The sequence below is a fragment of the Microbacterium xerophyticum genome (assembly GCF_053543555.1).
Map to the genome: position 1 here is coordinate 371,999 of NZ_JBLVOB010000004.1, position 16,493 is coordinate 388,491.

Here is a 16,493-nt window from a genome sequence, read left to right on the forward strand (position 1 = left end):
ATGGGTGGATGAGTCGCACTGCCACCGCCGCCACCCTCGCGATCCGAGAGCTGCGAGAGCACCTCTTCGCCCACGCCACGGACTACGACGCCGCCGTCGACGGATTCCGGTGGCCCGAACTGGGCGAGTTCAACTTCGCGCTGGAGTGGTTCGACGTCGTCGCCGGCGAGAATCCGGATCGTCCGGCCGTGCAGATCGTCTCCGCCGACCTCACCCTCGCGAGCTGGAGCTACGGCGGCCTCTCGGCACGCTCCGACCAGGTCGCGAACTGGCTGCGCGCCCTGGGCGTCGGCCGCGGCGATCATCTGATCGTGATGCTGAACAACACGATCGAGCTGTGGGAGGTCATGCTCGCCATAACCAAGATCGGTGCGGTCGCCGTTCCCACCTCGACTCTGCTCTCGGCATCCGATCTCGCATTCCGCGTCGAGCACAGCCACGCCGGCGCGATCGTCACCATGGGCGTGCTGGGCGATCGCCTGACAGAGATCGACGACGCGGTGCTGCGGATAGGCGTGGGCGACGTCCCGTCCGGATGGCACGACTTCGCGGAGTCGGCGAGTGCGCCGGCCGACTTCGAGCCCGACGGCCCGACACCGGCAGGCGACACCAGCCTGCTGTACTTCACCTCCGGCACGACGAGCCGGCCGAAGCTCGTGCAGCACACGCACGTCTCCTACCCGGTGGGGCATCTGTCGACCATGTGGTGGCTGGGCGTGCAGCCCGGAGACGTGCACCTGAACATCTCCTCGCCCGGCTGGGCGAAGCACGCCTGGTCGAGCTTCTACTCGCCGTTCCTCGCCGAGGCGACCGTGTTCGTGTACAACTACGACCGCTTCGACGCGAACACCCTGATGCAGGTCATGGACACTCATCACGTGTCGACCTTCTGCGCTCCCCCGACCGTGTGGCGGATGCTGATCCAGGCCGACCTTTCACGGCTCGCGCACCCTCCGCGCGAACTCGTCGGCGCCGGTGAGCCGCTCAATCCCGAGGTCATCGCGCGGGTGCGGGATGCCTGGGGCGGCACGATCCGCGACGGCTTCGGCCAGACCGAGATGACCGCGTGCGTCGGCAACTCCCCAGGGCAGGTCGTGAAGGACGGTTCGATGGGGCGGCCGTTGCCCGGCTACCCGGTCGTGCTGCTCGACCCCGTCACCGGCGAGGTCACCGATCATGAAGGAGAGATCGCGCTGGATCTCGCACAGTCGCCGCTCGGGCTGATGGCCGGGTACTACGAAGACCCGGAGAAGACCGCCGAATCACGCCTCGGAGGCTTCCACCACACCGGCGACATCGCCGCGCGCGACGAAGACGGCTACCTCACCTATGTCGGTCGAGCGGATGACGTCTTCAAGGCCTCCGACTACAAGATCTCGCCGTTCGAGCTCGAGTCGGTGCTGCTGGAGCACGACCTCGTGGTGGAGGCGGCGGTGATCCCGAGCCCGGATCCGACACGCCTGTCGGTCCCGAAGGCGTATGTGTGCCTGCGCGCGGATGCTCCGACCGAAGCCGAGGCGGCGAGGGCGATCTACGACTTCGCGCGAGAGCGCCTGTCGGCGCACCTGTGGGTGCGGATCATCGAGTTCATGCCCGAGCTGCCCAAGACGATCTCCGGCAAGATCCGCCGGGTCGAGCTGCGGGCACGCGAAGCCGAGCGCGTCACAGCGGGAGATGCCACGGGGCAGCACCTCGACCGCGACTACCGCTGACGAGCGCTACCGCTGAACGAGAACCGTGCCGAGGCCTGCGCCCCCGAGGCCTTCCGGCCGACGCGGGCGCGCAGGAGAGGCGGGAGCCGTCGCGGCACCGATCGGCTCCGGACGTTCGGGCCGGGCCGGCCGCCTGTTCAGCACCACCTGCACGAGCCCGCCGATCACGAGCGCCGCGACCAACGCGCCGCCGGCGGCGGCAGTCGGAATCCACTGACCCGAGAATCCCGCGGCGATGCTGAGCATCATGCCACCGATCCACACAGCGGTGGCTCCGCCGCACAGGCCCACCGCTCCACGAGCGAGGGCGACGCCGGCCACGATCGCGCAGACCACCGCGATACCCGCACCGGTGAGTCCGACAGGCAGGAAGAACGCTGCCAGCTCACGTAACGCACTCATTGACGACATAATGTCCAAACCCCCCGGTTCAGCCTCCGTGTATCCAAAGATACGGAGCTTCCGCGGCGTCCGCATCCATCTCGAGGATGATGTTACTCAATCGGTCATCTGGCGTCACCCGTTGATACATCGTGCGGTGTCAGGGCTGCAGACCCGCGATCGCCGGCGAGAATCCGAGGCGCTTGTTCGCGCAGCATCCGGGGCGGCACACATCGAACCACGGGCCCAGCGCGGTCGCGTTCGCCCGCTGTCCGACCGGCCGTCCGACGATGCGCTCCTGCACGAGATCGACGAGCGCGCCGACGAACGCCTGGTGCGTGCCCGGCGTCGCGGTTCGGAGGCTCCACAGGCCCAGGCGCTCCGCGGTCTCGGTCGCCTCGGTGTCGAGATCCCAGATGACCTCCATGTGATCGCTCACGAACCCGAGCGGCACGATCAGCACGGCGCTGCGGTGCTCGAGCGCCTCGAGCGCGTCGTTGATGTCGGGCTCGAGCCACGGCTGCGAAGGCGGGCCCGACCGCGACTGGTAGACGAGCTGCCACGAGACGCCCGGTGCCGCGGCGGCCATGACCTCTTCGGCGACGGCCAGATGCTGCGCGGCGTAGCCTCCGCCGTCGACGTCGGTGAACAGGCCCGCACCCGACAACTCGGCGTCCTGGGTGGGGATGCTGTGCGTGGAGAACAGCACCTCGACGCTCGACTCGTCATGCCCGGCCCGCGCCGCGGCCGCGATGCCGTCGCGCACACCCTCGATGAACGGCTGGATGAAACCGGGGTGCGAGAAGAACTGCCTGACCTTGTCGATCTGGATGATCCCCTGCGTGCCGCTCGCCTCGAGCGCGTCGGCCCAGTCCTCGCGGTACTGCCGGCACGACGAGTACGACGAGTACGCGCTGGTCGGGATCGCGATCATCCGGCGGATGCCGTCGTTCGCCGCGTTCTCGAGCGCCTCATCCAGGTACGGCGCCCAGTTGCGGTTGCCCCAGTAGACCGGCAGATCCAGGCCGGCATCCGCGAGTGCGGACTTCAGCGCCTGGCGCAGGAGGCGGTTCTGGTCGTTGATCGGACTCACGCCGCCGAACCGGCGGTAGTGGTGGGCGACCTCTTCCAGGCGCTCGTCGGGGATGCCGCGACCACGCGTCACGTTGCGGAGGAAGGGCAGCACGTCGTCCTGCCCCTCCGGGCCGCCGAAACCCGAAAGCAGGATCGCGTCGTACGCGACGGGTTCGACGACGTGCTCCGGCCCGGACTGCGCCGCCGGTGAGGCGGAGGGCACCTTCGCACCCTGTTCGAGATGCACTCCCGACGCCTTCGGAGGCTTGAGCTCACGACGGCCGGATGCTGCGGGCTCACCCGCCCCGGCGGAACGATCGTACTGCTGCTCTGGTTCGGTGCTCATGTTCCTGCCTCCTGTTGACCTGTGACGCTGCGAGCGGGGTCGGGCGACGCGATCTTCTCCCACTCGGCGATCGGACCGCTGACGACCGTGAAGCCCGGATGCGGGTCGGGGATCGGCACCCCGCGCCACCGCTCCCACACCGACGGACTGCGGCGTTCGAGCTTCGCCAGCAGGTGCGTCCATTCGTAGGCGAGCTGGCCGTCGTTCACCGGCATGGCCCTGCCGTACCCGGTCATGCGGATCTTGTCCCGCGCGAAGCGGTACCCGCGAGCATCCGCCTCATCGACGATCGCGCTGAGATAGTCGCCGATCGCCGTACGCGGCTCGTCGGTCTCCTGGAACCTTCTCAACTGCGGATGCCGGGAGTAGCCTCTGCCCGGTTCGGAGATCACGGCCTGGGCGAGCAGACCCTCGCGCCAGCACGCCGTGAGCGCCTGGCGATCGAAGTACTTCGGATGCACCGACCAGAGCCTCATGCCGCCTCCGCCTGCGTGCTCTCGCCCTGGGCGCGCTCGGCCGACCGCAGGATGCTCTGCGCCATGCCGTTGAAGATCACACCGTGGAAGGGCAGCAGCATCGCCCAGTACAACCGCCCGGTGAGCCCCTTCGGGAAGTACACCGCCCGCTGCCGGTAGAGGGTTCCGGCGCCCGCCGGCTCGACACCGAGCTCGAGCCACCCTCGCCCCGGCATCCGCATCTCCGCTCGAAGGCGCAGCGTGCGCCCGTGCTCGACCGCCTCGACCCGCCAGACGTCGATCACATCGCCGGTGTGCAACCGCGTCGGGTGCCGGCGGCCGCGTCGCATGCCGACGCCGCCGACGAGCCGATCGATCCAGCCGCGCGCGGCCCACGCCAGCGGGAACGAGTACCAGCCCTTCTCGCCACCGATCGACTCGATGACGTCCCAGACGGCCGCAGTGGAGGCGCTCGTTCGCCTCTCACGGAGGTCGGTGAACACGGTGTGCCCTGCCCAGTCCGGGTCGCTCGGGAGAGGGTCGCTCGGCGCGCCCGGCACCGTGGCGCTCTGCCAGCTCGTCTCGACCTGGCCCTCCTCCTCGCGCTTCAACGCCAGCCGCACGGCCATCCGGTACGGCAGCAGCCCGCCCTCCGGTGGTTCGATGTGCTCGTCGATGTCGTGCTCGCTCATGACGCAGTCGTTCTGCAGCGAGGCGATGATCGGCACCGCGATCGATCGCGGCACGGGGCTCACCAGACTCACCCACTGCGATGCGAGCCACGGCGTGAGCACCGGGAGCGCGGCGATCCCGCGCTGGGGAAGTCCCGCCTCGACCGCGTACCCGTTCATCATCTGGCCGTAGCGGAGGATGTCCGGTCCGCCGATGTCGAACGTTCGATTGAGTCCGTCCGGCAACGACACCGCGCGCACCAGGTAGCGCAGCACGTCGCGGATGGCGATGGGCTGCACATGATTGCGCACCCAGCGGGGCGCGGGCATGTACGGCAGCACCTCGGTGAGGTGGCGGATCATCTCGAACGACGCCGACCCTGAGCCGATCACGATGCCGGCCTGGAAGACGATGGCAGGCACCTCGCCGTCGAGGAAGGTCTGGCCGACCGCGGCCCGCGACGAGAGATGCTTCGACAGCGTCGCACCGTCGGGGTGCAGGCCGCCGAGGTAGACGATCCTGCTCACCTTCGCCGCCGCGGCGACCTCGGCGAACTGCTCTGCGTCGCGCTTCTCGGCATCCACGAAATCTCGGCCGGCGCTCATCGAGTGCACGAGGTAGAACGCCGTGTCCACGCCGTTCAACGCGCGGCGGGTGGCCACGGCATCCGAGAAGTCGCCCTTGAAGACCGTAACCTGCTGCCGCCACGGCACGTCGCGCAGCTTCCACGGCGAGCGCACGTACACGCTCACCTCGTGCCCTGCGGCGAGCAGCTGGGGAACGAGGCGACCGCCGATGTAGCCGGTCGCGCCGGTGACGAGCACCCTGGTCATGCGAACAGTCCTCTCGTCGTGCAGAGAATGAGCAGCAGGGTGATCGCGAACCCCACTGCGTAGTTGATGAACAGGAAGCGCCGCCACGCGCGGTTGACGTCGCCGGAGTGCGCGTCGTCGACGCGAAGGTACGGCGCCGCGCTGAGCAGGTACGGCACTGCGGCGAGCGCCGCGAGGTTCGCCGGCCACGGCACGAGGAGCATGAGCGCACCGGCGGCGGCCCAGAGCACGAACGCGAACCAGACGGTCCTCGATGTGCCGAGCACCGTCGCGATCGAGCCGATACCGGCCTCGCGATCGGGGACGATGTCCTGCACGGCACCGAACGCGTGGCTCGCCATCCCCCAGCAGAAGAACGCGGCCATGGTCACGACCATCGCGGCGGTGACATCCGTGCCGGCGAGCGCCATGGCGTACAGGGCGGGCGTCACGAAGTGCGTGCTGGAGGTGATCGAGTCGAGGAACGGGATCTCCTTGAACCGCAGGCCGCGCACCGAATAGGCGACGACCGCGAACAGGCTCACCGCGAGCATCGCCCACGACATCGGCCGATGCGCACCGAGGATCAGCAGTGCGATCACGAAGGGCGCGGCGAGCAGACCGGAGGCGAGCAGCGTGACGCGGTGCAGCCGAGGCGGCAGCTTCGCCCCTTCCGCTCCGCCCTTGCGGGGATTGGCGAGGTCCGACTCGTAGTCGAAGACGTCGTTGATGCCGTACATCGCGAGGTTGTAGGGCACGAGGAAGAACAGGGTGCCGACCACGAGCGCGACATCGACGCGCCCGGTCGTGAGCAGGTAGACCGCGGCGAACGGGTACGCGGTGTTGATCCAGCTCAGCGGGCGGGACGCGGTGAGCAGCGTGCGGCTCGTCGAGACGATCTCAGACATCGCGGCTCTCCTCTCTGCGGCTGGTACGAGTCCGGCGGGTGCCGCCCTCGCCCCCGAGCATCTGCCACGTACCGCTGAGCAGCAGAGCGCCGGCGATCGGGTAGAGCAGATCCTCGATCGGTATCAGTCCGAGGCGCACGCCGGAGATGTGCGCGACGCCGTAGTCGAAGAAGCCGGCCGCCATCATCACGTTGTCGAAGATGACGGTGAGCACGACGAGGGATGCCGTGGCCACCGCCCACGCCGACAGGTAGCCGGCGAACGATCCGTGCCGCCGCGCGTGCACGGCGCCGAAGACGAACACCAGCAGGGCGACGGCGACGAACGGCAGCGACATGAGGAGGTAGGTCATCGGCTCCCCCTCGCGTGCCGGTCCCGCAGGTGCCGCCACCCGCTGAGCAGCACCAGCGTGAGGTAGCAGAGGAAGACGAGGAACAGCAGCTCCTCGATCGGGAACTGCGGGGCGAGCAGGATGCCGGTGGCCCACCGCGAGTCGACATGACGGAACACACCAAGACCGATGCCGACCGCATCCCAGACGATGAAGAACGCCAGTCCGGCGAGCAGCACGACCGCTGAGCGCGCCGGTGTGCGTGCGAAGACGAGGCGGAAGCGCACATCGAGCAGGACGAGGCACGCGAGGCTCAGCAGCAGCGACGCCGCGTAGACGAGATTCACGGTTCCTCCAGCGGCCCTGGGGAATGCTCGCCCCTGACGTGCTTGAGCACGAGTTCGGCGCTGATGAGGCACATGGGCAGTCCGACGCCGGGCACCGACGTCGCGCCGGTGTAGAACAGGCCGTCGACTCTGCGCGACCGCGTCACTCCGCGGAAGAAGGCGCTCTGAGCGAGGGTGTGCGCGGGGCCGAGGGCGCTGCCGCGGAAGGTGTTGAACTCCGCCTCGAAGTCGGCCGGTCCGAATGTGCGCTGCACGACGATCCTCGACTCCAGGTCGGAGATGCCCGCCCATGCGCCGATCTGAGCGATCGCACGGTCGGCGACCAGGTTGACGAGGTCATCGCCCGAGCCGTCCACGCCGCCGCGCCCGATCCCGGTGTCGGCCGGGAGCGGCACGAGCACGAACAGGTTCTCGTGCCCCTCGGGTGCCACGTCGTCGTCGGTGGCGCTCGGTTTGCACACGTACAGCGACGGCGCTTCGGGGATGCGGGTCGGCGAGCCGAAGATCGCGTCGAAGTTGTCGTGCCAGTCGTTCGAGAAGAACAGCGTGTGGTGACGCAGTTGCGGCAGGGCGCCTCGCACGCCGAGCATGACGAGGACGGCGCTGGGTCCGGAGACCTGCGCGTCCCAGCGCTTCTGCGGATACGAGCGGTCGGCGGGTTCGAGAAGCACGGTCTCGGTGTGGTGCTCATCGATCGCCGAGACGACGACGTCGGCGTACAGCCGGTGGGTCTCGCCGTTGCGGGTGAACTCGACCGACCGCACCGCACCGTTCGCACTGGAGATCGCCCGCACATCGCTGTCGGCGAGGAGCTCGACGCCGCTCTCGCGCGCGATGTCGAGGAGTGAGGCGACGAAAGCGCGGAATCCTCCCCGCGGGTACTTCACTCCGTCGACGAGGTCCATGTGGCTCATGAGGTGATACAGCGCCGGAGCGGCGAACGGTGACGTGCCGAGGAACACGGCCGGGTACGCGAGGATCTGCCGCAGACGCAGGTCCTGGAAGCGGCGAGCGGCGAACGACCACAGCGACCGGAACAGCAACGGCAGCACGGCGGGCGCGGCAGTCAGCACAGCTCGCGAGGTGAAGTCGCGCCAGGACGAGAACGGGTTGTAGAGGAACGAGCGCACCGCCGCGCGGTACGTCTTCGTCGCGGATGCGAGATACGCGCTGATCCGCCCGCCCGCCCTGCTCTCGCGGCTCTCGAAGAGAGCGGCGACGGCCTGCTCTCCCGCCGGAACGTCGATGGGTGTCTCCGGTTCCGCCCCGGTCGGTTCGCCGTAGATGCGGTACCCCGGTTGCAGCGGCACGAGGTCGAGCTGCTCCGCGGTGCTGGTGCCCATCATCCGGTAGAAGTGCTCGAACACCTCCGGCATGAGGTACCACGACGGACCGGTGTCGAACGTGAAGCCGTCCTTCTCCCAGACACCCGCGCGACCGCCGAACGCACCGTTCTTCTCCAGAACGGTCACCTCGTGCCCGTCGCGAGCGAGCAGGCACGCGGTGGCCAGGCCGCTGACGCCGCCACCGACGACGACGACCCTCTTGCCGCTCACTGACGCGCCTTCATCGCCAGGGCGCGCACCAGGATCCTGGCTTTGACCGGGTCGGGCACCCTGACTCTGGTGGTCATCAGCACGGACGCGGGTGTCGATTCGAGGCGGTCGGTGAGCTCGCCGAACATCGCCCTCGCGGCCCAGACCGCCGGGCGGCACGCGGGGTCGAGGAGCGGGATGGCTTCGTCTGCCACGCGGAGATCTTCGCGGATCGACGTGACGGCCTCGGACTTGGATGCCTCGGTGAGCGCCGGTGCAGGGCTCGTTGAAGCCTCGGCCGGGAGATACGTGCGCCCGAGATCGTCGTGATCGCCGGCGAAGTCGCGAAGGAAGTTGACCTTCTGGAACGCCGCTCCGAGGCGACGCGCACCCTCCTGGAGCTGTTCGCGCTCGCTGACGTCGCGGACGACCCCGGCCTCGAAGACCGCGAGGCACATGAGTCCGACGACCTCGGCTGATCCGTGGATGTACTCGTCGAGCTCTGCGTCGTCGAACACGGTCGCATCGAGGTCTCGGCGCATCGACGCGAAGAACGGCTCGCACAGGTCCATGCCGATCCCGTGCGCACGGGCGGTCGCAGCGAAGGCATGCACGACGAGGTTCGTGCTGAAGCCCAGCCTCAGTGCTCGCGCCGTCTCGGCCTCCAGGTCGTCCAGCATCTCCGCGCGGTTCTCGCGGTCGACGCCAGCGGCCTCGGCGGGACCGTCGACCAGTTCGTCGGCGATGCGAACGAGTGCGTAGATGCGGGCGATGTGGTCGCGCATCGATCCGGAGAGGAGTCGGCTCGCCCACCCGAACGACGTCGAGTAGCGGCGGATGACGACGCGGGCGCTGGCGTCAGCGGTCGCGGTGTAGAGGGCGAGGTCGGTCGACTTCATGACGTGCGCGTGCCGCAGGTCGAGACGAGGTCGATCAGCTGCTCGACCATCGGCGCGGGCAGGTGCGACTCCCGGATGAGTGCGTGCACCTCCGTGCAGCGTTCGGAGATGAGCGACTCGACGAACAGCAGGGCACCCGACTCCTCGATGACGCGCCGAAGGCTCTCCCCCTCCGAGGCGCTCATCCCCTCGTCACCGAAGTACGGCTCGACGGTGGCCCAGGCCGGGTCCGCGCGCGCATACGACACGAGGAGGGTCTCCTTTCCCTCCCGCAGGTCACCGAGAGCGGACTTGCCGGTCTCGCGTTCGTCGCCGAACACCCCGAGGACATCGTCTCTGAGCTGGTAGATCACGCCGATGCGACGAGCGATCAGCGTCAGCTCCTCGAGGAGGCTCGACGGCGCGCCGGCGAGCACCGCAGCGAGGGTGAGCGGGGCCTGGAACGAGTAGGCGGCGGTCTTCTGATCGACCATGGCCAGCACATCGTCGGCCGTCGCCGATTCGAGATGCAGGCTGAGCCACACGTCGTGGTGCTCGCCCGCTGCGCTCTCGAAGACGGTGTCGTCGAAGATGTCGAGCAGGGCCTGCCGGCGCGACTCGTCCACGTCGAGCCTGGCGAGCACGGAATGCGCGAGCGTGAGCATGAGATCACCGGCGAGCAGGGAGGATGCTTCTCCCCACGCGTGCGCCTCTCGCCTCGGCGCGCCGCGCAGCAGTGCCTCGGATGCGAATCGACCCGTGATGTTCATCTCGCCGCGGCGGACGAGGTCACGATCGATCACGTCGTCATGGATCACGAGCGCGACGTGCAGCAGTTCGATCGCGCAGGCGGCGTCGACGGCCGCGCGTTCATCCGTGCCCCCGAGGGCCGCGTACGCGTCCAGCAGCAGTCGCGGCCGCACCTTCTTGCCGCCCGACGCCAGTCGCTCGAGGGCATCCCACAACTGCTCGTACGTCGCGGAGAACGCTCGAGACCGTTCCCTCCTGAGGGCGAGGATCTCGGTGAGTCTCGCGTCGAACACGGCGACGGCGCCATCGACGGCTGGATCACGCATGCTCGTTCCCGCCGGGAAGATGCGGCAGCACCTGCGGGAGGTGCTCCACCAGCCAGGGGCTGAACGCCCACGGGACCGCGTCGGCAGCGAGTGCCAGTTCGGACGCCGTGGTCCAGCGCGCTTCGGCGACCTCGTCGGGGTTCGGAGACAGCGCGGACGCGGCGGTGGCGATGAAGACCGGGCAGTACTCGTTCTCCTGTATGCCGGATGCATCGCGGGCGACGTAGCTGAACTCCGGAGCGACGCACTCGATCGCATCGATCGCGAGGCCGAGCTCGAAGGCCGCGCGGCGTCGCACGGCATCCTCGAGGCTCTCGTCCGGTGCCGGATGACCGCAGAACGAGTTCGTCCACACACCCGGCCAGGTCTGCTTCGACAGGGCCCGCCTCGTGACGAGAAGGCGACCATCGCCGTCGATGACATGGCACGAGAACGCCAGGTGTCGAGGAGTCGCAGGTCCGTGCGTCGTCGCCTTGCTGCGCGTGCCGACCGGAGTGCCCGCGTCGTCGACCAGAACGACCATCTCCATCGCACGCACCTCATTTCGTTAGCTAAGCGAGAGTTCAACTTATCATAAGAAATGTATGCTGAGACAGTGCCAGATCCGAAGAGCGACGTCTACGATGACGCCGGCATGCGCTACTTCTCCCGCGACTCGGACCTTGTCGACCGTTCGGATCTCACCGAAGCCGACATCGACCAGTGCGTGAGGGTCATGGAGGCGCTGCGTGGTTGGCAGGAGGCGGCCCGCACGCTCTCCGAGGCATCGAAGAAGTACATGAAGCTCAACGAGAGCGACATGCGCGCGATCCGCATGATCATCCGGGCGCAGCAGCAGGGGCGCGTGGTCACCCCGAAGGACATCGCCCGCGAGGTCGGCATCTCCAGCGCATCCACGACGAAACTGGTCGATCGGCTCGTCGCCGGTGGTCACCTGGTTCGCGCGCAGCATCCAAGTGACCGTCGAACGGTATGCATCGAGGTCACGGAGTCCACGCGGATCTCGGCGCACGAGACCATCGGGCGCCAGCACGCACGTCGATTCGCCGCCGCCGCCGCAATGCCTCCCGGCGACCGCGAAGCGGTGATCCGCTTCCTCACGGCGCTCGCCGAGGCCGACGAGCCGCAGGGCGAGCTCGCCTGACGCGCAGCCGAGCCCCGGCGGAGCTCGGGTGCCATGATGGAGGAGTGGCTGCCCCTCTCGCTGAACTGACCCGGATGCCGAATCCACAGCTCGTGTACGCCGCTGACGGCACGCGGCTCGCGACCTACACCTGGGGCGACATCGACGCCCCTGTCGTCGTCATCGTGCACGGCTTCGCCTCGAACGCGCGAGACAACTGGGTGCTCACCGGGTGGGTGCGCGATCTCACCGGCGCCGGCTATCGCGTGCTGGCGATCGATCAGCGCGGCCACGGGGCCAGCGACAAGCCCCACGAAGCGTCGGCATACGCGATCCGCACGCTGGCCACCGATGTGGAGACGGTCATGGACGTCTACCTCGTGGAGGAGGCGGTCTACGTCGGATACTCGCTCGGCGCCAGGGTGGGCTGGGAGGTCGTGCGTGATCTTCCGCAGCGGATCACCAGGGCCGTGCTCGGCGGCGTGCCGGACGGCATCCCGCTCGAGCGTCTCGACATCGATCAGGTGCGTGCGTACGTCGATCGCGGTGAGCCGGTGCAGGACCAGACGACCAGGAACTACATCGCGCTGACCGAACGCGTCGCAGGCAACGACCTGAACTCGCTCCTGGCGCTGGCGGAGGGGATGCGCCTCACGCGGACGGTCGATCCCGATCCGTCCAACGCGCCCACCAGCCCCATCCTGTTCGCGACGGGGTCGAAGGATGCGATCATCGAGGGCTCGCGTGCGCTCGCGCATGCCGCGCCGCAGGGCCGATTCTTCGAGATACCGGATCGGAATCACTTCAACGCGCCGGGCTCGCGTGCGTTCAAGGATGCCGCGCTGGAGTTCCTCGGCGAAGCCGCGGACTGACCTCGACGCCGCGCAGTCGCCACCGTCTCGGCATCCGGTCTACGCTCGGATCATGACCACTGTGATCCCCGCCATCGTCGCGCCCTCCGCCACAGAGCCGCTCTTCCTCGGCACGATCGACCGCCGCGACGTCGGCGCGAAGGACGTGCGCATCGACATCCGCTGGGCCGGCATCTGCCACTCCGACATCCACACGGTGCAGGGCGACTGGGGGGCGCAGCAGTACCCGCTGACGGTCGGCCACGAGATCGTCGGCACCGTGGCCGAGGTGGGCTCCGAGGTGACGAAGTTCGCGGTCGGCGACCGCGTCGGCGTCGGATGCCTCGTGAACTCCTGCGGCGAGTGTGAGAACTGTGCGTCCGGCAACGAGCAGCACTGCGTGAAGGGCGCGATCGGCACGTACGCCGCGACCGACGTCGACGGCACGATCACGCAGGGCGGCTATTCCACCGGCGTCGTCGTCACCGAGGACTTCGTGCTGCGCGTGCCCGAGGCGATCCCCTATGAGAAGGCCGCTCCCCTGCTGTGCGCCGGCATCACCACGTACTCGCCGCTGCGGCACTGGAACGCCGGCCCCGGAAAGCGGGTCGCCGTCGTCGGCCTCGGCGGGCTCGGCCACATGGCAGTCAAGATCGCGCACGCCATGGGCGCCGAGGTCACCGTGCTGTCGCGCTCGCTGAGCAAGAAGGACGACGCGCTGGCACTCGGCGCCGACCACTACTTCGCCACCGAGGATCGGGAGACGTTCCGTTCGCTGCGCTCGAGCTTCGATCTGATCATCAACTCCGTGTCCGCGGCGATCGACATCAACTCGTACCTGAACCTGCTGGCCATGAACGGCACACTCGTCAACGTGGGCGCACCGGCAGAGCCGATGGCCGTGAACGCCGGCACGCTGATCGGCGGGCGACGCTCGTTCGCCGGATCGAACATCGGCGGCATCGCGGAGACCCAGGAGATGCTCGACTTCTGCGCTGAGCACGGCATCGCACCCGACATCGAGATCACGTCGGCCGACCAGGTCAACGAGGCCTGGGCCCGCGTTCTGTCGTCCGATGTGCGCTACCGGTTCGTGATTGACATCGAGACGCTGAAGGGCTGACGCGGCTGCGGCCGCGGGGGGCCGCACGGTCACTGCGCAGGAAGGCAGCCGCCGTCCGTGATGTATCCGCCGACCTCGACGGATACCGCCTCCGCAGTGACGGCGCCGAACACGCAACCGCCCTCCGGTCCGTCGACGCCGAACAGGACGTCGCCGTGATCCTCGCGCACCTGTGGAAGCTCGAGTCCGGCAGCTGCGATCGCCTGCGTGACGGCATCGACACTGACGGCGCCCGACGTCCGAAGCTCCTCGAGGACCTGACGAAGCGGTGCGGCGAGCGACTCGGCCGCCGCGGCCGCCTCCGCTGACATCTCCATCCGATCGCGATGTCGTTCGTTCTGCGCCATCGCCTGATCTGGATCGTACGGCGCGCACTCCGCGGGTAGCTCGACACCTTCCACCTGAGGGCACGCGACGGTCGGTGTGGGAGTTGATGCCAGCATCCCGTTGACACATGTCGTCAAACCGGTTTACGCTTTCGTCAAACCGGTTCACGCGCGTTATGCGGGTGCTCCGACGACAGCTACGAGGAGGTGGCATGACTCGCACCACGATCGCAGACGTGGCGCGCGAGGCCGGGGTCACGAAAGCCACCGTGTCGCACGCTCTCAGCGGGAATCGGCCGATCTCGACCGAGACGCGCGACAGGGTGCTCGCGGCGGCGGAGCGCCTCAACTGGGTGCCGAGCCAGAGTGCCCGCGCGCTGGCGACCCGACGAGCCAATGCGATCGCCGTCGTCCTGGCGCGTGACCCTGAAGTCATCGCCGACGACTCGTTCTTCCCCGCATTCATCGCCGGTGTGGAATCGGTGCTCGCCCCGACCGAGACGGCACTGATCCTCCAGGTCGTTCCCGACCGCGCGGCGGAGGAACGCGCGTATCGCGCACTCAGCCGCGGCCGGGCAGACGGGGCGCTCCTGCTCGACCTGCGCACCGACGATTGGCGCGTCTCGCTCCTCGACGAGCTGAACCTGCCGACCGTGCTGGTCGGCGCGTACGATCGGCCGACCAGGTTCTCCTGCGTGCGCACCGACGATGCCGCGCCGATTCGGGAGATCGTCGACAAGCTGCGCGCCGACGGACATGCACGCATCGCCCACGTCTCCGGACCGCTCGACTACGTGCATTCGAAGGCGCGCGCAGACGCCTACACAGACGCGATGGGCGGCGGCGACCTGCTTCGCGAGGGCGACTTCACCGCTGCGAGCGGCCGCAGGCTCACCGCCGAGCTGCTCGCCCTGCCGAACCGGCCGTCCGCGATTCTCTATGCGAACGACACCATGGCGATCGCCGGGTTGTCCTATGCCCGCTCGCAGGGCCTCTCGATCCCGCGTGATCTCGCGATCTCCGGATTCGACGACGACCACCTGTCCGCCCACCTCTCGCCGGCGTTGACCAGCGTGTCGTCCGACCCCGCCGCTCGCGGCCGCGCGGCCGCCCGCCTTCTGCGGGAAGACATCCTCGGCGCAGAGCCCCGCACCGAGATCGTCGACTGCAACGTCGTTCATTTCCGCGAGAGCACCGAGCCTGCATCACCCGCATAACCCGAAGTGTCAAGGAGGACACCATGAAGAAGACACGCGCAGCAGCAGTCATCGCCGCCGTCGCACTCGTCGCGACCGGATGTTCGTCCGGCGGCGGCGGAGGTGGCGAGGGCGGCGCCGAGGGCACGGGCCCCATCGACATCTGGTTGTCGAACAACGAGCAGGAGGTCGCCTGGGGCACAGCCGTGGTCGAGGCCTGGAACGCCGAGCATCCCGATGAGAAGGTGACGGCGCAGGAGATCCCGGCCGGATCGTCCTCTGAAGAGGCGATCACGGCAGCGATCACCGCCGGCACCGCCCCTTGCCTCGTGTACAACGTCGCTCCGGCCGCCGTCTCCGGCTGGGTCAAGCAAGGCGGACTGGTCGATCTCAGCTCCATCGAAGGCGGCAGCGACTACATCAGCGAGCGGGGCGGAGACGTCGAGGCATACGCGAGCGACGGAAGTTTCCATCAACTGCCGTGGAAGTCGAATCCCGTCATGGTGATGTACAACAAGGCGCTGTTCGAGGCAGCGGGCATCGACCCTGAGGACCCGCAGATGGAATCCCACGATGCGTTCCTGGAGAAGTCTCGAGCGATCGTCGACTCCGGAGTGCAGAGCGCCATCTGGCCTGCACCGACGAGCGAGTTCTTCCAGCCGTGGTTCGACTTCTACCCGCTCTATCTCGCCGAGACCGACGGGACGATGCTCGTCGAAGACGGCACGTCCACTTTCGATTCGGATGAAGGACGAGCCGTCGCCGAGTTCTGGGCGACGTTCTACGAGGAGAAGCTGTCCCCCAACGAGGCGTCGACCGACGACGCGATGTCGGCCGGGACCACTGCCATGCAGCTCGCTGGCCCATGGGCGATCCCGTCCTACGCGGAGACCGTCGACGTGGGCTTCATGCCGGTGCCGACCAGCGACGGGCGCGAGAATCCGGTGACCTTCGCCGACTCCAAGAGCGTCTCGATGTTCACCGCGTGCGAGAACCAGGCCACTGCATGGGAGTTCCTCAAGTTCTCGACCAGCGAGGAAAGCGACGGGCAGCTGCTCGAACTCACCGGACAGATGCCGATGCGCACCGACCTCACGGACACCTATGCCGACTACTTCGAGGCGAACCCGAACTACGTGGCGTTCGCCGAGCAGGCGGAGTCGACTGCCGACGTGCCCAGCATCCCGAACTCGGTGGAGGCGTGGCAGGCGTTCCGCGACGAGTACTCGGCAGCCGTGATCTTCGGCAAGAACTCGATCGACGACTTCCTGAAGAACGCAGCGGCGAAGATCGACGACCTCGTCGCCGAGTGACCTCATGACCGACAACCGGCGGGGGGCGCCCGAT

Annotated in this window: 18 protein-coding genes; 6 read left to right on the plus strand and 12 right to left on the minus strand. The window is 68.3% G+C overall.

All coding sequences use genetic code 11. The features are described 5' to 3' along the window. Positions 1 to 8 precede the first annotated feature (8 nt). Positions 9 to 1,712: an AMP-binding protein gene (locus ACNPNP_RS04415; RefSeq protein WP_448964843.1), complete on the plus strand. Its 1,704-nt coding sequence runs from the start codon at positions 9 to 11 to the stop codon at positions 1,710 to 1,712. A gap of 6 nt (positions 1,713 to 1,718) precedes the next feature. Here the strand turns inward: ACNPNP_RS04415 and ACNPNP_RS04420 are convergent, their stop codons facing one another. The 11 genes from ACNPNP_RS04420 to idi all read right to left on the minus strand — a co-directional run bounded on the left by ACNPNP_RS04420 (position 1,719) and on the right by idi (position 11,056). Then, a complete protein-coding gene (locus ACNPNP_RS04420) occupies positions 1,719 to 2,114 on the minus strand; it encodes a hypothetical protein (protein WP_448964844.1) in 396 nt (131 codons plus the stop codon). A 139-nt stretch (positions 2,115 to 2,253) separates the two neighbouring features. Continuing rightward, positions 2,254 to 3,513, minus strand: a complete 1,260-nt coding sequence (locus tag ACNPNP_RS04425; protein WP_448964845.1) for a ferrochelatase — start codon at positions 3,511 to 3,513, stop codon at positions 2,254 to 2,256. Further along, positions 3,510 to 3,989: a pyrimidine dimer DNA glycosylase/endonuclease V gene (locus tag ACNPNP_RS04430; protein WP_448964846.1), complete on the minus strand. Its 480-nt coding sequence runs from the start codon at positions 3,987 to 3,989 to the stop codon at positions 3,510 to 3,512. The genes ACNPNP_RS04425 and ACNPNP_RS04430 overlap by 4 nt, the downstream gene beginning before the upstream one ends. Continuing rightward, the gene (locus ACNPNP_RS04435) at positions 3,986 to 5,473 is read right to left on the minus strand and encodes an SDR family oxidoreductase (RefSeq protein WP_448964847.1); all 1,488 of its coding nucleotides are present in this window, start codon (positions 5,471 to 5,473) and stop codon (positions 3,986 to 3,988) included. Before ACNPNP_RS04435 ends, ACNPNP_RS04430 begins: the two co-directional genes overlap by 4 nt. Beyond that, positions 5,470 to 6,360, minus strand: a complete 891-nt coding sequence (locus ACNPNP_RS04440) for a prenyltransferase (RefSeq protein WP_448964848.1) — start codon at positions 6,358 to 6,360, stop codon at positions 5,470 to 5,472. The genes ACNPNP_RS04435 and ACNPNP_RS04440 overlap by 4 nt, the downstream gene beginning before the upstream one ends. Further along, a complete protein-coding gene (locus ACNPNP_RS04445; protein ID WP_448964849.1) occupies positions 6,353 to 6,712 on the minus strand; it encodes a lycopene cyclase domain-containing protein in 360 nt (119 codons plus the stop codon). Before ACNPNP_RS04445 ends, ACNPNP_RS04440 begins: the two co-directional genes overlap by 8 nt. Continuing rightward, positions 6,709 to 7,038 (minus strand): lycopene cyclase domain-containing protein, encoded by a 330-nt coding sequence (locus ACNPNP_RS04450; protein WP_448964850.1) that lies wholly within the window; start codon positions 7,036 to 7,038, stop codon positions 6,709 to 6,711. The genes ACNPNP_RS04445 and ACNPNP_RS04450 overlap by 4 nt, the downstream gene beginning before the upstream one ends. After that, positions 7,035 to 8,594: a phytoene desaturase family protein gene (crtI, locus tag ACNPNP_RS04455; RefSeq protein WP_448964851.1), complete on the minus strand. Its 1,560-nt coding sequence runs from the start codon at positions 8,592 to 8,594 to the stop codon at positions 7,035 to 7,037. Before crtI ends, ACNPNP_RS04450 begins: the two co-directional genes overlap by 4 nt. Beyond that, complete coding sequence (locus ACNPNP_RS04460) at positions 8,591 to 9,472, minus strand: phytoene/squalene synthase family protein (protein WP_448964852.1); 882 nt, start codon at positions 9,470 to 9,472, stop codon at positions 8,591 to 8,593. The genes crtI and ACNPNP_RS04460 overlap by 4 nt, the downstream gene beginning before the upstream one ends. Further along, the gene (locus ACNPNP_RS04465) at positions 9,469 to 10,527 is read right to left on the minus strand and encodes a polyprenyl synthetase family protein (protein ID WP_448964853.1); all 1,059 of its coding nucleotides are present in this window, start codon (positions 10,525 to 10,527) and stop codon (positions 9,469 to 9,471) included. The genes ACNPNP_RS04460 and ACNPNP_RS04465 overlap by 4 nt, the downstream gene beginning before the upstream one ends. Continuing rightward, positions 10,520 to 11,056 carry an isopentenyl-diphosphate Delta-isomerase gene (gene idi / locus ACNPNP_RS04470; RefSeq protein ID WP_448964854.1) on the minus strand — a complete coding sequence of 179 codons (537 nt, stop codon included), beginning with the start codon at positions 11,054 to 11,056 and terminating at the stop codon, positions 10,520 to 10,522. Before idi ends, ACNPNP_RS04465 begins: the two co-directional genes overlap by 8 nt. A gap of 66 nt (positions 11,057 to 11,122) precedes the next feature. Between idi and ACNPNP_RS04475 the strand changes: the two genes are divergently transcribed. Genes ACNPNP_RS04475 through ACNPNP_RS04485 form a run of 3 tightly spaced genes read left to right on the plus strand, consistent with a single transcriptional unit; the run spans position 11,123 to position 13,624 of the window. Then, a complete protein-coding gene (locus ACNPNP_RS04475) occupies positions 11,123 to 11,671 on the plus strand; it encodes a MarR family winged helix-turn-helix transcriptional regulator (protein WP_448964855.1) in 549 nt (182 codons plus the stop codon). 44 nt (positions 11,672 to 11,715) lie between these two features. Further along, complete coding sequence (locus ACNPNP_RS04480) at positions 11,716 to 12,522, plus strand: alpha/beta fold hydrolase (protein ID WP_448964856.1); 807 nt, start codon at positions 11,716 to 11,718, stop codon at positions 12,520 to 12,522. 52 nt (positions 12,523 to 12,574) lie between these two features. Then, positions 12,575 to 13,624, plus strand: a complete 1,050-nt coding sequence (locus ACNPNP_RS04485; protein ID WP_448964857.1) for an NAD(P)-dependent alcohol dehydrogenase — start codon at positions 12,575 to 12,577, stop codon at positions 13,622 to 13,624. A gap of 29 nt (positions 13,625 to 13,653) precedes the next feature. Here the strand turns inward: ACNPNP_RS04485 and ACNPNP_RS04490 are convergent, their stop codons facing one another. Beyond that, a complete protein-coding gene (locus ACNPNP_RS04490; RefSeq protein WP_448964858.1) occupies positions 13,654 to 13,971 on the minus strand; it encodes a hypothetical protein in 318 nt (105 codons plus the stop codon). Between the two features lie 191 nt (positions 13,972 to 14,162). Here ACNPNP_RS04490 and ACNPNP_RS04495 point away from each other — a divergent pair, with 191 nt between their 5' ends. After that, positions 14,163 to 15,167, plus strand: a complete 1,005-nt coding sequence (locus ACNPNP_RS04495) for a LacI family DNA-binding transcriptional regulator (protein WP_448964859.1) — start codon at positions 14,163 to 14,165, stop codon at positions 15,165 to 15,167. 23 nt (positions 15,168 to 15,190) lie between these two features. Beyond that, positions 15,191 to 16,459, plus strand: a complete 1,269-nt coding sequence (locus ACNPNP_RS04500) for an extracellular solute-binding protein (RefSeq protein WP_448964860.1) — start codon at positions 15,191 to 15,193, stop codon at positions 16,457 to 16,459. Positions 16,460 to 16,493 lie beyond the last annotated feature (34 nt).